This is a genomic window from Paraburkholderia sp. GAS41 (assembly GCF_050436545.1).
Taxonomy (GTDB): Bacteria; Pseudomonadota; Gammaproteobacteria; order Burkholderiales; family Burkholderiaceae; genus Paraburkholderia.
This window is the reverse complement of record NZ_JBNDMK010000008.1, coordinates 146,884-165,744: the sequence shown is the minus strand read 5'-3', so window position 1 is coordinate 165,744 and position 18,861 is coordinate 146,884. Positions and strand designations below refer to the sequence as shown.

General features: G+C 64.1%; 15 protein-coding genes. 6 read left to right on the top strand and 9 right to left on the bottom strand.

Going from position 1 to position 18,861, the window contains the following annotated elements; translation table 11 throughout:
* The first annotated feature begins 105 nt into the window (after positions 1 to 105).
* From P3T43_RS14025 to P3T43_RS14000, 6 genes are all read left to right on the top strand, one after another.
* Entirely contained in the window at positions 106 to 1,236 is a 1,131-nt protein-coding gene (locus P3T43_RS14025) for a DSD1 family PLP-dependent enzyme (RefSeq protein WP_429281645.1), read from the top strand.
* A gap of 252 nt (positions 1,237 to 1,488) precedes the next feature.
* Positions 1,489 to 2,550, top strand: a complete 1,062-nt coding sequence (locus tag P3T43_RS14020) for an NAD(P)-dependent alcohol dehydrogenase (RefSeq protein ID WP_429281644.1) — start codon at positions 1,489 to 1,491, stop codon at positions 2,548 to 2,550.
* A gap of 25 nt (positions 2,551 to 2,575) precedes the next feature.
* Complete coding sequence (locus P3T43_RS14015; protein WP_429281643.1) at positions 2,576 to 3,478, top strand: GNAT family N-acetyltransferase; 903 nt, start codon at positions 2,576 to 2,578, stop codon at positions 3,476 to 3,478.
* Between the two features lie 54 nt (positions 3,479 to 3,532).
* Positions 3,533 to 4,858 carry an NAD(P)/FAD-dependent oxidoreductase gene (locus tag P3T43_RS14010; RefSeq protein WP_429281642.1) on the top strand — a complete coding sequence of 442 codons (1,326 nt, stop codon included), beginning with the start codon at positions 3,533 to 3,535 and terminating at the stop codon, positions 4,856 to 4,858.
* Between the two features lie 75 nt (positions 4,859 to 4,933).
* Entirely contained in the window at positions 4,934 to 6,391 is a 1,458-nt protein-coding gene (locus tag P3T43_RS14005) for an aldehyde dehydrogenase family protein (protein ID WP_429281641.1), read from the top strand.
* Positions 6,392 to 6,469: 78 nt separating this feature from the next.
* On the top strand, positions 6,470 to 7,678 hold the full coding sequence (locus tag P3T43_RS14000) for a M20 aminoacylase family protein (RefSeq protein ID WP_429281640.1): 1,209 nt from the start codon (positions 6,470 to 6,472) through the stop codon (positions 7,676 to 7,678).
* A gap of 142 nt (positions 7,679 to 7,820) precedes the next feature.
* On the opposite strand, the gene P3T43_RS13995 is transcribed toward P3T43_RS14000, so the two are convergent.
* From P3T43_RS13995 to P3T43_RS13955, 9 genes are all read right to left on the bottom strand, one after another.
* Positions 7,821 to 9,398: an ABC transporter substrate-binding protein gene (locus tag P3T43_RS13995; protein WP_429281639.1), complete on the bottom strand. Its 1,578-nt coding sequence runs from the start codon at positions 9,396 to 9,398 to the stop codon at positions 7,821 to 7,823.
* Between the two features lie 276 nt (positions 9,399 to 9,674).
* Positions 9,675 to 10,052, bottom strand: coding sequence for a helix-turn-helix domain-containing protein (locus tag P3T43_RS13990; protein WP_429281716.1), 378 nt, complete (start codon positions 10,050 to 10,052; stop codon positions 9,675 to 9,677).
* A 20-nt stretch (positions 10,053 to 10,072) separates the two neighbouring features.
* A complete protein-coding gene (locus P3T43_RS13985; RefSeq protein ID WP_429281638.1) occupies positions 10,073 to 11,227 on the bottom strand; it encodes an NAD(P)/FAD-dependent oxidoreductase in 1,155 nt (384 codons plus the stop codon).
* The gene (locus tag P3T43_RS13980) at positions 11,224 to 12,660 is read right to left on the bottom strand and encodes an FAD-dependent oxidoreductase (RefSeq protein WP_429281637.1); all 1,437 of its coding nucleotides are present in this window, start codon (positions 12,658 to 12,660) and stop codon (positions 11,224 to 11,226) included. The genes P3T43_RS13985 and P3T43_RS13980 overlap by 4 nt, the downstream gene beginning before the upstream one ends.
* Positions 12,642 to 12,950, bottom strand: a complete 309-nt coding sequence (locus P3T43_RS13975; RefSeq protein ID WP_429281636.1) for a (2Fe-2S)-binding protein — start codon at positions 12,948 to 12,950, stop codon at positions 12,642 to 12,644. The genes P3T43_RS13980 and P3T43_RS13975 overlap by 19 nt, the downstream gene beginning before the upstream one ends.
* A 70-nt stretch (positions 12,951 to 13,020) precedes the next feature.
* Positions 13,021 to 14,298: an NAD(P)/FAD-dependent oxidoreductase gene (locus P3T43_RS13970; protein WP_429281635.1), complete on the bottom strand. Its 1,278-nt coding sequence runs from the start codon at positions 14,296 to 14,298 to the stop codon at positions 13,021 to 13,023.
* A 72-nt stretch (positions 14,299 to 14,370) separates the two neighbouring features.
* Entirely contained in the window at positions 14,371 to 15,039 is a 669-nt protein-coding gene (locus P3T43_RS13965; protein WP_429281634.1) for a haloacid dehalogenase type II, read from the bottom strand.
* A 297-nt stretch (positions 15,040 to 15,336) separates the two neighbouring features.
* Positions 15,337 to 16,818, bottom strand: a complete 1,482-nt coding sequence (locus P3T43_RS13960; RefSeq protein ID WP_429281633.1) for an aldehyde dehydrogenase family protein — start codon at positions 16,816 to 16,818, stop codon at positions 15,337 to 15,339.
* 24 nt (positions 16,819 to 16,842) lie between these two features.
* On the bottom strand, positions 16,843 to 18,852 hold the full coding sequence (locus P3T43_RS13955; RefSeq protein ID WP_429281632.1) for a hydantoinase B/oxoprolinase family protein: 2,010 nt from the start codon (positions 18,850 to 18,852) through the stop codon (positions 16,843 to 16,845).
* Between the last annotated feature and the right edge of the window lie 9 nt (positions 18,853 to 18,861).

Below are 18,861 nucleotides of genomic sequence, written 5' to 3'. Positions count from 1 at the left end.
TTAATCACACGCTGGCTCTGCTCTCCTATAGTGGTTTCCATCCGCACGGCACCCAGCCGATGCCAGCACACCACTGAAGCACAGAATCGCAGCGAGGAGCCGCAGATGGATTTGCCGTCGTTGAACACCCCCGCAGCACTGATTGATGTCGCGCGCATGAAGCACAACATCGAGCGGATGCAGCGGCGTCTGGACGCTCTGGGCGTGCGCTTTCGCCCGCACGTGAAGACCACCAAGTGCGAACAGGTGGTCCGGGCGCAGATCGACGCAGGAGCGCGCGGCATCACCGTGTCCACGCTGAAGGAAGCCGAACAGTTCTTCGCCAGCGGCATGCTTGACATCGTCTACGCCGTGGGGATGGCGCCCGCCAGGCTGCCGCAGGCACTGGCGCTGAGACGGCAAGGCTGCGCGCTGAAAATCGTCGCCGACAGCATCGCCTGCGCGCAGGCCATCGTTTCCTTCGGGCAGGAACATCAGGAAAGCTTCGAAGTCTGGATCGAGATCGATGTGGACGGTCATCGGTCGGGTATCGCGCCCGATGACGACCTGCTCCTCAAGGTCGCGCAGACGCTCACAGACGGCAACATGCACGTGGGCGGTGTGATCGCTCACGCGGGCTCCAGCTACGACTACGACACGCACGACGAACTGGTCCGCATTGCCGAACAGGAGCGTTCGGGCTGCGTGCGCGCCGCACAGCGTCTTCGTGCGGCGGGCGTGCCATGCGAGGTCGTCAGTATCGGCTCGACGCCGACCGCGCTGTCCGCCGAACATCTCGAAGGCGTAACCGAAGTTCGCGCCGGGGTCTACGTGATGTTCGATCTCGTCATGCACGGCGTTGGCGTCAATCAGATGTCGGAAATCGCGCTGAGCGTCCTGACCACCGTGATCGGCCACCAGCGCGAAAAAGGCTGGGCCATCGTCGATGCGGGATGGATGGCCATGAGCCGCGATCGCGGCACGCAACGCCAGAAGCACGACTTTGGCTATGGGGCCGTGTGTCGGGAAAACGGCGAAGTGCTGGGCGACTATGTCATGAGCGGCGCGAATCAGGAGCACGGCATCATTTCCCGATCCGGCGCGCCGGACCACGAGATCGAGACGCACTTTCCGCTTGGAACGCGCCTGCGCATTTTGCCCAATCACGCCTGTGCCACGGGGGCGCAGCATCCGGCCTATCAGGCCATCATGCCAGATGGCACGATTGAAACCTGGCCGAGGTTCTATGGCTGGTGATTCGCCGCTCCGGCGCGTCATATCGAAGCGCGAGCCACATAAAATGCTGCGCGAGCCACGTTAAACGCGGTTTTCATACTCTTTTGAAATTTTTTTCGAGCGTGGTCGCGCGATAGTGAACGCGTAACATGAAGACGCGATCAGCCTCTATGGCGCCCGGCGAAATTTTCCTGATCCGCGCGCGCATCGGACTCGACTGCAAGCCTCTTTCGACGCAGGCAATCTCACCACGGATTAATCGAGGACAGACAGATGGGACGTGCCGCACGAGGATACGCTGCCACTTCAGCGACGACGCCGTTGAGCCTGTTCGACTTCGAGCGCCGCACGCCGCGAAACAATGATGTCGTGATCGAGGTGTTGTACTGCGGCGTGTGTCATTCGGATCTGCATAGCACGCGCAACAACTGGGGCAACGCCAGATATCCGATGGTGCCGGGCCATGAGATCGTCGGAAAGGTCAAGGAACTCGGCGCCGACGTGACGCGTTTCAAGGTAGGCGACGCCGTAGGCGTAGGTTGCATGGTGGATTCCTGCCAGCACTGCAAGACGTGCCGGAATGGCTTCGAACAGTATTGCGAGAACGGTGCGACTTCGACCTACAACAATACCGACCGGCATGATCAATCGCGGACGCAAGGCGGGTATGCCGACCAGATCATCGTGTCGGAGAAGTTCGTCCTCAGGATGCCGGATAACCTCGATCTCAAGGGCGCGGCACCGCTGTTGTGTGCGGGCATCACCTCGTATTCGCCGTTGCGGCACTGGAACGTTGGCGTGGGGTCACGGGTGGCCGTCATCGGCCTGGGCGGCCTCGGTCATATGGCGATCAAGCTGGCCAGCGCGATGGGCGCAGAAGTGACCCTGATCACGCGATCGCCGGGCAAAGAGGCGGATGCCTGCGCGCTCGGCGCTTGCGATGTCGTGCTGTCGAGCGATGCCGAGCAGATGAACGCGGCAAAAAGCCGCTTTGATCTGATTATCGACACCATTCCGTATCAGCACGACCTCAATCCTTACGTTGCCACGCTCGATTCAGGCGGCACGCTGGTGCTCGTGGGCTATTTCGGCCCGCTCGAACCGGCGCTGAATTCGTCGCCGATGGTCTCCAAACGGAAATCGGTGGCGGGCTCGTTCATCGGCGGAATTGCCGAAACGCAAGCCATGCTCGATTTTTGCGGCGAGCATGGCATCACGTGCGAAATAGAAATGATCGATATTCAACAGGTCAACGAAGCCTTCGAGCGGATGCTCCGAAGCGACGTTAAATATCGGTTTGTGATCGATCTCGGCTCGCTGAAGTCCGAGATCTGAAGTCCAGCATTGGGAAGGAATTCTAATGAACCCTGATTGTGCCGTCAGCGCTACGCCTTCAACGCAAGCGCTTCACTATCGAAGCTTCACCCCGGCGGATATTCCGGTGGCGCGTGGTTTGTCGGCTGCCTTCAGTTGGCCGCACCGCGCCGAAGACTGGCAGTTCGCCGCGGAGCAAGGCACGGGATTTGTCGCCGAAGAAAACGGCGTGGTGATTGGCACGGCGTTGTGCTGGAAGTTCGGCGCGGACCGTGCGTCGCTCGGTCTCGTGATCGTCTCGCCGGAACATCAGGGACGCGGCATCGGCCGCAAGCTGATGGAGTGTGTCCTCGAAGCACTGGGGCCGCGCATCACGTTTCTGCACGCCACACCGGCAGGTCGTCCGCTTTACGAAAAGCTCGGTTTCAGCGTGTGCGATTCGCTGGACCAGCATCAGGGAAATGTCGGCAACACTTTGCCTGTCACTTTGCCCGACAGTGAACGACTGCGCAGCGCGACCACCGCCGACTTCCCTGCCCTCATCGAACTCGCGACGCGCGCTTCGGGCCTCGAGCGGAACGCGATGGTGTCCGCATTGCTGAAAACGGGCGACACCGTAGTGCTGGAGCGCGACAAAGAGATCATTGGATTTTCGATCCTGCGACCCTTTGGCAGAGGCCTCGTCATCGGCCCGATGGTCGCGATGGGCTCGCCCGACGATCTTCGTGCGAAAGCCTTGATTGCTTATTGGCTGAACCGCCGCGAAGGCGAATTCATTCGAATCGACGTGCCGGCGGGCGCGAGTCTGACCGACTGGCTGGCCGCGCAAGGACTGAAATGCGTCGATACCACGATCAGGATGGTCCGCAATGCCCCCGCCATCGAGCATCAAGGCGCACCCGATCCGGTCTACCGCTTGTATGGGCTCGTGAGCCAGGCGATGCTCTAGATGCTCCAACACCCCGTTCGACCCGACACGCGACTCATGAAGGAGCGCTAACCGATGCGCGTACCGTTGACCCTCATTGATACCACCCCGACGCTGCCCGATAGCGCCGATGTCGTCGTGATAGGCGCGGGCATCGTCGGCGTATTCACCGCATGGTTTCTCGCGAGGCGTGGCGTCAAAGTCGCGCTGATCGAAAAAGGCAGCGTCGGCGGCGAGCAATCCAGCCGGAACTGGGGCTGGTGCCGGCAACAGAACCGCGATGCGCGCGAATTGCCGATCGCGACCGAAAGCTTGCGTCTGTGGCAGCAGTTCGAGGACGAATCCGGTGAATCCGCCGGCTTTCGCCGCAGCGGTCTGCTGTACCTGAGCAATGACGACGACGAACTCGGAGGATGGACGCGCTGGTGCGAATTCGCACGCACCGCTGGCGTCAGGACCGAGGTACTCGGCAGCAAGCAGGCCAACGAGCGTGCCGCCGCGACCGGGCGCCACTGGAAAGGCGGCGTGTTTGCGCCGACCGACGGCACCGCCGACCCGGCCAACGCCGCGCCGGCTGTCGCGCGCAGCATCATCAGGCTGGGTGGCACGGTGCACCAGAACTGCGCGGCACGCGGCATCGAAACCGAGGGCGGCCGGGTTAGCGGTGTGGTGACCGAGCACGGCGTGATCCGCACGAAGATCGCGGTGCTGTCGGGCGGCGCGTGGGCCTCGACCTTTTGCCGGCAACTCGGCATCCGCTTGCCGCAGGCCACCATTCGCGCGTCGGTCATGTCTGTCTCGCTCGCACGCGGCACGTTACCGGACGCGTTGCACACCAAGGACATCACCATCACGCGACGCGGCGACGAGGCGTATTCCCTCGCCATCAGCGGGCTGGGAAAATTGGACCCTACGCTGCAAAAAGCCCGCTATGCAAAGGACTTTCTGCCGATGGTCGCGCGTCGCTGGCGCAGTCTCAGCCCGGGCGGTCTCGAAGGCGTGCGCGCCGGCCATGAAGGCATGAACCGCTGGCGGCTCGATCAGCCCACGCCGATGGAAAAGATGCGCGTGCTGGACCCCGGTGTCGATCAAGCCACCCTCAACGAGATTCACAGGCGCGCAATCGAGCTCTGCCCGGTGATCGGCGAAGCACGCGTGGCCGCTTCCTGGGCCGGCTATATCGACATGACGCCGGACGGCATCCCCGCCATCGGCGAAGTACAGTCGCTGCCTGGCTTCGTGCTGGCCGCCGGACTCAGCGGCCACGGTTTCGGCATTGGGCCGGGATGCGGTCACCTGGTGGCGGATCTGGTCACCAGCGCGACGCCGATTGTCGATCCCGCGCCTTACCGTCCGGAGCGGTTCGAAAAATCGGTGTGGGGCAAAGTCGCCGACTTCTGACAGCAGCTTGCACTTTCGCCTGCACGCTTTCCGCCTCTGGCGGCCGTAGCGTATCGACTCAAAGGACACCCAGCAATGCAATCACCGCTTCATCATCTGATTCAGGCCAACCATCTCGAGCGGTTTTTTATCGACGGCGAATGGGTGACGCCATCCGGCACAGCGCGCGCCGCCGTGGTTTGCCCGTCAACGGAAGAGACGCTCTGCGAGATCCCGCTTGGGGACGCGAACGACGTCGAACGGGCCGTGCAGGCCGCACGCAAAGCGTTCGTGAGCTGGCCGATGACATCGCCGCAAGCGCGCGCCGCGCTGCTTGACCGCGTTCATGCGCTGTTTCTCGAACGGGCCGAGCTGTTCGCGACGGCCCTCTCGATGGAAATGGGCGCGCCGATCAACTACGCGCGCACTGCACACGTGCCGCTCGCGGCCGAACACATCCGCGTCGCCCGCGACAACCTGGCGACCTACCCATTCGTCGTCCAGCGTGGCACCACCGCCATTGCCCGCGAGCCGATCGGCGTATGCGCGCTCATCACGCCGTGGAACTGGCCGATCTATCAGATCACCGCGAAGGTCGGACCGGCGCTGGCTGCCGGCTGCACCGTCGTGCTCAAGCCGAGCGAGTTGTCGCCGTTGAGCGCCCTGCTGTTTGCGGAAGTCGTCGCTGATGCGGGCATTCCCGCGGGCGTATTCAACCTCGTGAGCGGCACGGGTCCGGAAGTGGGGACGGCCCTCGCGTCCCATCCGTTGGTCGACATGGTGTCGATCACCGGTTCGACGCGCGCGGGCGTGCTGGTGGCACAGGCCGCCGCGCCGACGCTCAAGCGTGTCGCGCAGGAACTCGGCGGCAAGTCGCCGAACGTCGTCTTGCCCGATGCAGATCTGCCTCGCGCCGTAGCGCTCGGCGTAGCGGCTGCGTTTCGCAACATGGGACAGTCGTGCAGCGCGCCCACCCGTCTGATCGTCCCGCGCGGCGTCATGGCCCAGGTCGACGAACTCGCCGCGGCGGCGACCCGGCAGATGGTGGTCGGCGATCCTTTCGCGGAGGCGACGACCCATGGTCCGCTGGCGAATCGCGCCCAGTTCGGCCGGGTGCAGCAGATGATCGAAGCGGGTATCGACAATGACACGAAGCTGATCGCGGGCGGCCCCGGCAGACCCGCCGGATTGAGCCACGGTTTCTATGCACGACCGACGATATTCTCCGACGTGCGCACCGACATGCCGATTGCCCAGCAGGAGATCTTCGGGCCCGTCCTCGCGATCCTGGCTTATGACACGATCGAAGAAGCGATCACCATCGCGAACGACACCGTGTACGGCCTCGGTGCGCATGTTCAGGGCTCGGACAAGGCGCAGATGCGCGCAGTCGCCGCGCGCATCCAGTCGGGCCAGGTGCATCTGAACTACCCGGCGTGGGATCCGCAAGCGCCGTTCGGCGGTTACAAGCAATCCGGGAATGGACGCGAGTACGGGATCGAAGGCATGGAAGAGTACATGGAGGTGAAGTCGATCCTCGGGTATTACAATTGAACGACCATTGAACGACCGTGAGGCGTCACGCCATGGCGCCGCCACTCTGAAACCGTACGGCTTCGCAAGGGATTGAAATTGGAAACCGCCGATCTTCCCGATACATCGTTGAGCGCGCATCAGCTGCATTGGGCGAAGTTGCGCCGCGACCTTCACGCGCATCCCGAGTTGCGCTTCGAAGAACACAGGACGGCTGACGTCGTCGCGCGTGAGCTTGAGGATCTCGGCTATACGGTGTCGCGCGGGCTCGGCGGGACCGGCGTGGTCGCGAGCCTGCCCGGCGCGAATCCAGATTGGGGCATCGTGCTGCGAGCGGACATGGACGCGTTGCCCATCCACGAGGCCAACGATTTCACGCACGCGTCCGGCACGCATGGAATCATGCATGCGTGCGGACATGACGGCCACACGGTGATGTTGCTGGGCGCCGCGCGTATCCTGAAGGGCATGCCGCAATTGCCCGGCAGCGTTCATTTCGTGTTTCAACCAGGAGAAGAAGGCGGCGCGGGCGCACGCAAGATGATCGACGATGGACTGTTCGCGCAGTATCCCACCGAGGCGGTGTTCGGCATGCACAACTGGCCAGGCTTGCCAGCCGGGCATTTCGGTTTGCGTACCGGCCCGATCATGGCGGCCGGCTCGCGCTTTCGGATCACCATCACCGGCAAGGGCGGTCACGCGGCGCAACCGCATCTTGGCCTCGATCCGATTCCGCTCGCCTGTTCGATGGTGCTGCATTGTCAGACGATTGCGGCACGTCACAAGGACCCGGTCGACCCCGCCGTGATCTCCGTCTGCATGATCCACGCGGGCGATACCGACAACGTCATTCCGGACAGCGCCGAGTTGCGCGGAACGATCCGCACGCTGTCCTCGGAGTTACAGCAACAATTACAGCGCGACATCCAGCGCATGTGCGAAGGGCTCGCAGCCGCTCATGGGGCGCAGGTCGAGGTCACCTACTTCCAGTACTATCCCGCGACCATCAACACGCGGGCCGAGACCGCGCTATGCGAAGCGGTCATTCGCGCGAGTTTCGGCGATCAAAGGACGCATGCCGACGTGCCGGCCAACATGACATCGGAAGACTTCGGCTTCATGCTGGAAAAGCGGCCCGGCACCTATGTGTTGATCGGCAACGCCCACGTCGGTGCGAGCGCGCCGGGTCTGCACAACCCGAAGTACGACTTCAACGACGACATCATTCCGGCCGGCGTCCGCTACTGGATCGCACTGGCACAGCAGTATTTCCAGACGCGCGAGCCGGGGGGGGTGAGCAGCGGTTGAACCGGGATGAGTGGCGAGACATCGCAGCACGCGCAGGCGCCACCTCAAGAACCTCACGAACCTCGCGAACCTCTCGAACGCCAGCAGCCGCCACGCACCGCAGGAAACCGTCGACAACGGTTTCCCGCGGCACGCCATCACATCAGCCCTGCCACCACACATACTCGCCGAAGCAGAATCCCATCAGCCCGCCGGTCGGGATCGACCCGAGCCCCTGGAGACGCTTGTCGTAGCCGTCCAGCAGACTGATGAACGACGGAATGCCGATGCCCCCTTCGTTGCAGACGATCACCTGCATGTCACCGTATATCTGCTTGCGTTTTGCTTCGTCGGTTTCGGCGCGCGCGGCGATCAGCAGCTGATCGAATTTCGGATTGTTCCAGCCCGACTCGTTCCACGGCGCGTCCGATTTGAAGAACTGTGTGAACAGCACATCGGCGCTCGGACGCGGGTTGATGCTGCCGAATCCCAATGGATGCTTCATCCAGTGATTGGACCAGTAGCCATCGGCCGGAACGCGATTCACGGTGAGATTCACGCCGATCTTTTGCGCCGACTGCTGCATCAGCACCGCCATCTCGATCGAACCATTGGCGTCCGACGTGGCATAGATCGGTGGAATCGGCGTACCGATTGCACCGGCCTTTTGCAGGTAGAACTTCGCCTTGTCGAGATCGTACGGACGCTGCGGCAGCGACGCATTGAAGTAACGATGGCCCGGCGGAATCGGCTGGTCGTTGCCGATCACCGCGTAGCCGCGAAAGATTGCCGTGCGGACCTGCTCGCGATCGAACAGGTACTTCATGCCGAGCACGAAATCCGGATTGCCGGTCAGCGTGTTGTCGTGCCGCATGATGAGGTCGGTGTACAAGCCGGACTTGGTTTCCTTGACCGCATAGCCGGCCGTCGATGCCACCCGCTGCGTCGCACGCGGGTCGACGGCGCTGATCAGATGCACGTCGCCCGACAGCAGCGCGTTGACGCGCGCGGAGTCGTCGCTGATCCCGATCAGTTCCACCTGATCGAGATACGGCTTCCCCGGCTTCCAGAAGCCGTCGTTGCGCACGCCGATCGTCGACACGCCGGGCTTGAACGATTTCAGCTTGTACGGGCCGGTGCCGACGGCGGTCGTGAAATCGCTCGTGCCGTCCTTGATGATCACCAGTTGCGGCGTCGCCAGAATCACCGGCAGGTCCGCGTTCGGCACGGTCAGCGTGATCGTCACTTCGTCGGGACCGGTCGCCTTGACGTCGGCGAACTGGTCAGCCACCGACTTGACCTTCGACCCCGTCGCCGGGTTCTTGTGACGCAGCAACGAATACACGACGTCAGCCGGAGTGAGCGCCTTGCCGTCCGTAAACGTCACGCCTTTGCGCAGCTTGATGACCCACGTCTTCGCGTCGCTGGTATCGAGCGACTGGGCGAGGTTCATCTGCGGCGTCAGGCTTTCGTCCAGCTGCGTGAGGCCGCTATAAAAGAGAAAGAAGCGGATGTAGTCGGGGCCTGCGGAACCCTTCGCGGGATCGAGTGTGTCGGCCGTCGAACTCGATTCGTAAGCCACCCGGATCTTGCCGCCCCGCTTCGGCGCATCGGCTGCGAAGGCGTTTTTCGCGCCGGCCAGCAGCCCGCCTGCGCCGCTCGCCATCATGCCGCCTGCAGCCAGCATACGCATCATGTCGCGGCGAGTGACGCCACCCTGTTTGATATCGTCGTCGTTCATACGAGTGCTCCTGAAAACATTCGGGAAGGAATGTGCGTCGGTAGTGCTGCAGCTTGTCGTACACGCCTGCCAGCGGCGTTTAAACCAGAGCCAACCTGCTCGTTGCCGCGTCCCCGGTCACCCCGATCGAGAAGCGCTCGTCATGATTGAATTTCAACATTCCAGAATATCGAGAGTGTTCCGTTCGATGCCACCACGCCAGCACAAGCGATCGTTTTAGCGATGCTTTTCAGCATCAATTGCTGTGCCGGCCACGGCGAGACCCGCTGCGGACGCTCAACAGGGACCCAGAGAGGGTCGCGCCACATAATTGCCCGGCGTCACACCGACGGTGCGCCGGAAATGACGGCCGAGATGGCTCTGGTCGAAAAAGCCCACCTCGGTCGCCACCACCGACGGCGGCACACCATTACGCAGCAGGGTCTGCGCATGCCGCACGCGCACCAGACAGACATAGCGATGCGGCGAGATGCCGACTTCCTGGCGAAACAGCGTCGCAAACCGCGATACGCTCAAGCCCGCCGTCGCGGCGAGCATCGCCAGACTGACCGGCTGCGCAAACGAGGCTTCGATGAACGCCATCGCTCGCGCCACCGCGCGCGACGGTGCTCCCGGTTCGCTAACCGGACGTTCGCCTGCGGCATAGATGAGCATTTTCGCCACGATTGTCTGCGCTACGCGACGAGCGGCGCGGCGTTCGCCGCAACGGCGAAGCGCTCGATCGCGAAAGGCTCGATGGGGGTACGGGTCGCGCCGGTGTCGATCAGTTCGGCCATCACGTCGCCGACGCCCGGCCCGAGCTGGAAACCGTGTCCGCAAAAACCGAAGGCGTAGTACAGACCGTCCACCTTGCCACTGCGTCCCATGATCGGACGGTCGTCCGGCATGTAGCCTTCGACGCCGCTCCATACGCGAATGATGTTCAGGCGTGACAGCGCCGGCGCCACGCGCGCCGCCTGGCGGAACTGCAGCAGCGTGCTCTCGGGCAACACTTTCGCGCGACGTTCGTCGAGAAAAGCGGGACCGCGCGCGCAACCGCCGATCACGATGTTGCCGCGCTTCACCTGACGAAAGTACACGACTTCTTCGATATGCGGCGACGACACGCCGACCACGGGCGTGAGACCGTACGGTACCGGTTCGGTGACCGCCATCTGCGGGCCATGAATCGCAATCGGCACGGCTTCGCCGAACTGCGCGCTCAGCCGGCTGCCCCACGCGCCGGCGGTGATCAGCAGGTTCGGCGCGCAGAATACGCGGCCGTCGATGCTGGTTGCGCGGAACGTGTCGCCGTCTTTCTCGACCGTCGCGATCTCGGTGTTTTCCTCGATCTGCGCCCCGGCTCTCACCGCCGCGCGCCCAAAAGCCGGTGCTGCAAGACGAGGATTGGCGTGTCCGTCGATCGGCGCATGCGAGGCGGCCCGCACCTCCGGGCCCAGAAACGGAAACTTCGCGCGCATCGCGGCGCCCCGATAGACATCGAGCTTCAGACCATACTGTGCGGCTTCACGCGCGTACACGTCGAAGGCTTCGTCCTGTTCCTGCCGATAGCACACGCGAATATGACCGGTCGCCAGGAACTCGGCATCATGACCGATCAGCTCCGGCAGTTTTCCCCAGATTTCGCGCGAGCGATTCGCCAGCGGCAACTGCGGCAGATAGCGGCCCTGCCGGCGGACGTTGCCGAAGTTGACGCCGCTCGCCTGCTGACCGACCAGGCCGCGTTCCAGCAGGATCACCGAGCGGCCGCGCTGACGCAGAAAGAACGCCGCCGCGACACCCATGAACCCGCCACCCACGATCACGACATCTGCCTCGGTCCGTTTCATTCTTCCTCCACCGTGCTGGCTGCATTCGACGGTGCCGCGGCCGGGACCGCTGCCACGGGTTGCCAGCCGGCCACCGTCGACATCGCGAACGGCTTGACCGGTGCCTGCCCGCGCAAGCGGCCGACCTGTTCGAGCGGCACGCCCGCCGCATCGGCAATGACCTCGGCCGCCGCGTGGCCGCAGTAGCGGCCCTGACAGCGCCCCATGCCGACCCGGCTGAACGCCTTCGCGCGATTCGCTTCGCGTGCGCCTTCGTCGCGAATCACGCGGCGCAATTCGCCCGCACTGATCCCTTCGCAACGGCACACGATCGTATCGTCGGACAAGCGCGCGGCCTGTTGCGCAGGCCAGGGAAATGCCTGCGCAAGCCCGGCGCGAAACCGGTCCATCTTCGAACGCTCGCGAGCGAGCGAGGCGACCTGCGAGGCGTCGACGGAATGTCCGAGGTCCTGCAACACGGCGAGCGCAGCGAGCTTGCCGGCGATCTCCGCGCCATCGGCGCCGAGCACACGCACGCCGTCCCCAGCCAGATAGACGCGCTCGATCGAACTGCGGCCCATCGGGTCGAGTTGCGGCAACCACTGACGCGTCGACGCATCGAACTCGAACGCGCAGCCAGCGAGGTCCGCAAGCTGCGTTTCAGGGCGCAGGTGATAACCCATCGCGACGGCATCGCAGGCGATCTGCTGATGCGCGCCGCGCTTATCGCGATAGCTGACGGATTCGACGCCGCGTTCGGCGTCGCCGTGAATCTCCAACGGCTCAACGCCCTGCTCGATCTTCACGCCGCGCTTCTTCAGCGACGCCACGAGCGCCGCTCCCTTGCGCAGCACGTCGGGCCGCGCGAGCAGCTTCGGCAGCGCTCGCAGACGCTTGCCGGCGGGCGACGTGTCGAGCACGGCGGCCACCTTTGCGCCGGCCTGCACGTACTGGTTCGCGACCAGATACAGCAGCGGCCCGGAGCCCATGAACACCACGTTGCCGCCGATCGAACAGGCTTGCGCCTTCAGCGCGATCTGCGACGCGCCAAGGCTGTAACTGCCGGCCAGTTGCCAGCCCTTGACCGGCATCAACCGGTCCGTCGCGCCGGGACACAGGACCAGCGCGTCGAACGCATGATGGTTGGCCACACCGTCGCGCGCCGTATAGAGCTTGCCGCCGGAGACGTTCCACGCGAGGGTCTCCGGCGCGTAGTCGACCTGCGCGCGCAACCGCTCGAAACTCTCATGCAGACTCTGCGCACTGGCCGCTTCGGTGCCATAGAGCTTGCTATAAGGCCGCAAAAACTGTTCGGGCTGGCGACGATAGATCTGCCCGCCATCGCGCCGGCTTTCGTCGATCACGAGGGGCCGCCGGCCCGCCGCGACCAGCGCCTCCGCACAGCGAATCCCGGCCGGTCCGGCACCGACGACGATTACACGAGGTTGGGCCATTGCAGCTCCGGTTGTCGGGTGACGACATCGAGTGTCTCGCTGAGCACCGTCGTGCAGGCGCGAATCCGTTGACCATCGGCAGTCCAGACCCAGCAATCCTGGCACGCGCCCATCATGCAGAAACCCGCGCGCACTTCCGGACCGAACTCGGACTGCCGCACGTGACCGGTATTGCACAACATCGCCACGAGCAGCGTGTCGCCTTCGAGACCGTCGACCACTTCGCCGTCGATACGAAACGAGACGGTCGCGCGGCCGGTTTCGGCGAGCCGGACGAATCTGGACTTCATGCGTGTGACTCCAGTTGCGCGCCGACGCCGCGACGCAGAGCGTGAATGTCGTTGAAGGCCGGCATGGTCATCAATGCAGGATGTCCTGCAGACGGTAATACGCGCCGACCAGCGGCAGAAACCACGCGTGCCCGAAGTGTCCGGGGATAGCCGGCCATTCCAGATCGCGCCAGGGGTTGCCCGCGCCCGCACCGTAGAGCACATCGGCCATCACCCGGCCCATGTGTACCGACATCTGCACGCCATGGCCGCTATAACCCATCGAATAAAAAAGACCCTCATGCTGACCCGCGCGCGGCAGACGGTCAGCGGTGATATCGACCAGACCGCCCCAGCAGTAGTCGAGCCGCACCTTCGCCAGTTCGGGGAAATACGCGGCCATGCCGGCGCGCAGAATCTGGCCGCTCTTTTCATCGGAGCTGGGACTCGACATCGCAAAACGCGCGCGGCCGCCGAACAGCAGCCGGTTATCGGGCGTCACGCGAAAGTAGTTGCCGATATGGCGCGAGGTCACATACGCGCGACGATTCGGGAACAGGCGATTCAGTTGCTCGGCCGGCAACGGTTCGGTCACCACGATAAAGCTGCCCACCGGCGCGATGCGTCGGCGAAACCACTGGAACGGTCCGAGCTGCGATGCGCCGGTTGCCACCAGCACCCGATCCGCGCGGATCGTGCCGCGCGCGCAGGTAATCTCGTAGCGTTCGCCGTCGAGCCGTTTCATCTGCGTGACGGGGGCCTGCTCGAAGATTCGCGCGCCGTGCCGCACCGCAGCCTGCGCGAGCCCGACGCCGAATTTGCCCATGTGCATCTGCGCGCCGTTGCGCTGCAACAGGCCGCCGTAAAAACCATCCGAGCCGACCTCGTCGCGCAGACGCTCGCGCGGAATCAGTTCGATGTTCTGATCGACTTCGCGCAGCAGGACCTCATAGGTCTTTTCGAGCTTTGCGAAATGCTCAGGCTTGGCGGCCAGCTTGAGCTTGCCGGTACGGAGAAAATCGCAATCGATCCGCTGCGTGGTGACGATCGAATCGACCGTCGCCACGGCACTCTCATACGCGCGATAGAACGCCTTTGCCTGCGGCGCACCGATCTTCTGCGCCAGCGACGCGTAGTCGTGCGCGAGGCCGGTGTTGCACTGGCCGCCGTTGCGCCCCGAGGCTTCGCCGGCGATCTGCCCGGCTTCGAGGACCGTCACCTCTACGCCGCGCGACGCGAGTTCGAGCGCCGCCGACAAGCCGGTGAAACCGCCGCCAATCACGACGACCTCGGCGTGTCCCTCCACCGGTCCTTCGCGACCGCCGCGAAAGGCCGGGCGGGTATCCAGCCAGTACGATTCGAGTTTCATCCCATCCCTTCAGCGACGTTCAGCGAGGTTCACGTTGACCAGCAGGCGCTCACGGTATGACGGCACCCGCATCTACAGACCAACCACGCCCGCCAGCCCGCCGATGTCCTTGATTTCCGTGTAGTTGTAGAACGGTGTTGACGGCTCATGGCCGCGCGCCACGAACACCTTGTTCATCACACCGAGATCGTTAGCCGACATCAGGTCGTAGCGCAGGCTCGACGACACATGCAGGATATCCTCGGGACCGCAGCCGAGATTGTCGAACATATATTCGAACGCCTGCAGACGCGGCTTGTACGCCTGCGCCATCTGCGCAGTGAAGACCTTGTGGAACGGCGCGCCGAGCTTGTCGACGTTGCTCTGGATCTGGTCGTTTGACGCGTTCGACAGGATCACGAGCGGGATTTCCTTCGCCACCTTCGCGAGGCCTTCCGGTACGTCCGGATGCGGACCCCACGTGGGCACGGCGTCGTAGAACTTCTGCGCTTCGGCGTCGATATATTCAATGTTCCAGCGCTTGAGGGTACGGCGCACGGCGTTCTTCACGACCTCCTGATACGGCTTCCACGCGCCGAGCACTTCGTCGAAACGGTATGCCGAGAAGTCCTTGACGAACTGGTCCATCCGCTCGGCCGGAACGCGGTCGGCGAAGATATCGCGCGCCAGGTCGCCCATACGAAAGCGGGTGAGCGTGCCGTAGCAGTCGAACGTGATGTATTTGGGTTTGAAACGGGTCATGTCGAGTCCCTGTAGTCAGCGAAGATCAAGCCAGAGCCGGAAACGGGCGCGTTCTGAAACCGCGCCGGCGCAACGAACGTCAACGACACGCCGCCGTTGAACCTCAGCGTGCCGGCAGCGCGGCGCGGGAGAAAGCCGTTCACAGCGTCGCTTGCTGAGAAACATTAAATCACCTCAAAAAAGCCGAGTTACCGTGTATTGGCGGCCTGGCGGCACAGAATCCACCGTTTTTCGCGCCCTGTGCAGCACACTATGCGGCACGGTTTTAACGGGCTTTTTGTGCCGTCGCGGCCGGTGTCACGCGCCGTCCGTGAGGTCGATCAGCACGCTCTTGAAGCGCAGATTCGCCTCGAATGCCTGGCGGCCCAAATCCTTGCCGATGCCCGACTGTTTGTAGCCGCCGGTCGGGATCACGAAATCGGCCGTGCGCCCGTAGCGGTTGATCCACACCGTACCGGCTTCGATGCCGCGCATCATGCGCAGCGCGCGGCCCAGATTCGCCGTGTGCACGCCCGCTGCCAGACCGTACTTTTCATGCGCGGCAAGCGCGAGCGCTTCGTCGTCGTCATCGAAGGTCTGGACGGTCAGCACCGGCCCGAAAATCTCCTCGCGCACCGCTTCGGATGCCGGGGTCACGCCGGTCAGGATGGTCGGCGCGTAGAACGCGCCGTCGCCGTCCAGTTCGATCCGCGCGCCGCCCGCGGCCGCCTGCGCCCCGCTTTCGAGTGTGCGGCGCACGATGCCGTCGATCCGTTGCAGTTGCGGCGCCGAGATGATCGGCGGCAAGGTGGTGCCCGGCGCCCAGGTCTTGCCCGGCTTCAGCGCAGCGAACGCACTGGCGATGCCGTCGATCAGACGCGGCGCGGCACTGCGCTCGACCATCAGTCGCGAGCCCGCCACGCACACTTGCCCTGCGTTGCCGGCAATCGCGGCCGCGACGCGGCGCGCCACCCGGTCGAGATCCGGCGCATCGGCAAACACGAGTTGCGGGCTCTTGCCGCCCAGTTCCAGCGTCACGGGCTTGGTGCCGCTCTGCGCGCAAGCCGCCATGATCGCCGCGCCAGTTTGCGTCGAGCCGGTGAAGGTGACTTTCGCAACCTTCGGATGACGGCACAGTGCGTCGCCCGTCGTCCGCCCATCGCCTTGCACGACATTGAAGATGCCCGGCGGAATGCCGGCTTCGATCGCCAGTTCAGCCAGGCGCAGCACCGAAAACGGCGTCAGCTCCGAAGGCTTGAGCACGACCGCATTGCCCGCCGCGAGCGCCGGTGCGATCTTCCACGAAGCCATCACGAGCGGGAAATTCCACGGCGCAATCGCGGCGATCACGCCATACGGTTCGGCGATCGTCATGCCCAGATGATCGGGCCGGGTCGCAGCAACCTCGCCGCCGATCCGGTCCGCGAATTCGCTGTAGAAGCGGATGCCTTCGGCGGTGAAGGGGATGTCCCAGCGCGCCGCGTCGGCGATCGGGCGCGTCGAGCCGAGCGCTTCGAGCGGCGCGAGGGTCGCCAGATCGGCTTCGATCAGCTCGGCCCAGCGGCGCATCGTGCGGGCCCGCTCACGTGGCGCACGGCGCGTCCAGTCGCTGGTTTTGAACGCGCGCCATGCGTCTTCCACCGCGCGGTCCACCAGCGCCGCATCGGCGAGCGGCACCGCCGCATAAAAGACGCCGTCGGAAGGCCGGGTGACGTCGAGTGCGCCGTTGCCATCCACATACTGGCCGCCGATGAAATGCGCGCTGCGCACGCTGACTCGATTGGGGTCGAAGCTTTCCATTCTATGCGTTCCAGATAAGCGCATTCAACCGCGCGCATTCAACTGTGGATACTCGCGACGCAGCTCCGCGAACATCGTCTGCACGATCTCGCCGCCGCCCTCTTCCAGGAGAGCCGGATCGGACGCGATCCGCTTATCGAGCGCGTCGAACAGCCGATGCTTGATGAAGTAACGCCACTGCACCGGCACGTCTGCGAGGATCGCGGTCAACGCGGCATAGCGTTCGCGGGTCCACTTCGCCTCGAACGCCTCGCGATACGGGCCGAACGAAAACTCAGGCGCCGCCGCGGTGCCAAGTCGCGCGCGTGCTGCGTCGCGCAATTGTTGTGTGCGTGCCGCATCCAGGGTGTCGCCGTCGAGCGCGACGCCGTAGACATCGCGCGCTTCAGCCACGCTCACATAGCCGCGTAAAACATCCTCGCGCACTTTCTGCGGATCGCGATCGGTGGGCCGGCCATAGCCTCCCGCGCCCGCGCCGACCAGCCGGATCACATCGCCCGGCATGCAGACGACCAGATCGTTGTTATCCAGTTCTTCCGCGTGCGGCGTATCCGGATTGCGCGTGAAGCGCGCGTTGCCACCGGCGTGCCCGCCGCGGATGCCCCACGAGGCAAAGCGCGTGCGGTCGCGGTTACGCGCGGTTACGAGCGTATTCGGCGAGAACACCTTGAATTCCATCACGAGGCCCTGACCGCCGCGATACTGCCCCGCACCGCCCGAACCGGGCGCCACGCCATAGCGGGTGATGCGGATCGGCACCTCGGTTTCGTTGATCTCGACCGGCGTGTTGCGCAGGAACGCATTGTTGGCACCCGAGCCGTCTTCGCCGTCGTCCGATAGACTCCCGCCTGCGCCGCCGCCGATGGGTCCGATCGACGCCATCACCGTCGCGCCCTGGCGGTCGAGCGTCTTCACGCTGAGAATCGACAGACCGCCCGCCGGGCAGGCCGCGAGCCGGTCCGGGACCGCCTGCGCGAACGCGCCGAAGGTCAGCAGATGCAGCAGCTTGCAGGTCAGGCTGCGCATGCCAACCGCCGCCGGTTTGGTCGCATTGACCACGGTGCCGGCTGGCAGGATGCAGCGCGCGGCGCGTAGCAGCCCTGTGTTGAGCAGGATGTCGGGATTGAGCGTGTACAGCACATAGACGAACCCGACCAGTGCGAGTGCATGGCGCTCCCGGCCGCCAGTCGGAATGTTGAGCGACGACTGCAGTTGCGGGTCGCTGCCGGTGTAATCCAGCTCCGCCGAGCCGCCCCTGATCCGCAACGTGAGCGCGACGCGCATTGGTTTGCCGCGCACCGAATCTTCGTCGGCGTATTCGGCGAAGAAATAGTCGCCGTCTGGAATGCCACGCAAAATCGTGCGCGCCTGCTCTTCCGAATAGTCGAGCAGCGCGCCCATGCCGGCCTTGAAACCGTCGATGCCGAACCGCTCGATGATCTCCAGCACGCGCCGCTCGCCGGTATGCAGCGACGCCAGTTGCGCCTGCAGGTCGCCGATATTCTGCCCCGGCACGCGCACGTTCGCCGCCATGATCTTCACGATCGAATCGTCGAACACCCCTGCGCGCACGATCTTGCACGGCGGAAAGCGAATCCCTTCCTGTTCGATTTCCGTCAAGGTGCGCGACAGCGAAGCGGGCACCGCGCCGCCCATATCCGTGTTGTGAATATGACCGCCGACGAAACAGATCAGCTCGCCGCCATGAAACACCGGCTTCCAGATCACGATATCGGGCGTGTGGGTGGCGACGAAACCGCTATACGAGTCGTTGGTCATGCAGATGTCGCCCGGCTCGTAGTTGTCGATCATCGCGATCACCGGGCCGTAGTCGAGACCGACATACCATGTGGCGCCGAGCGTTTTGGGCGACGCGAACGTGAGGCCCTCCGGCGTCATGATGGCGCAGGAGAAATCCTCGGTTTCCTTGACGAACGTCGAGTGCGCGGTACGCACCAGCGTGTACGCCATGCTCTCGGCTGCGGCCACGCAGTAGTTGGCGAAAATCTGCAGCACTGCCTTGTCGAATTGCATTGCGATGCT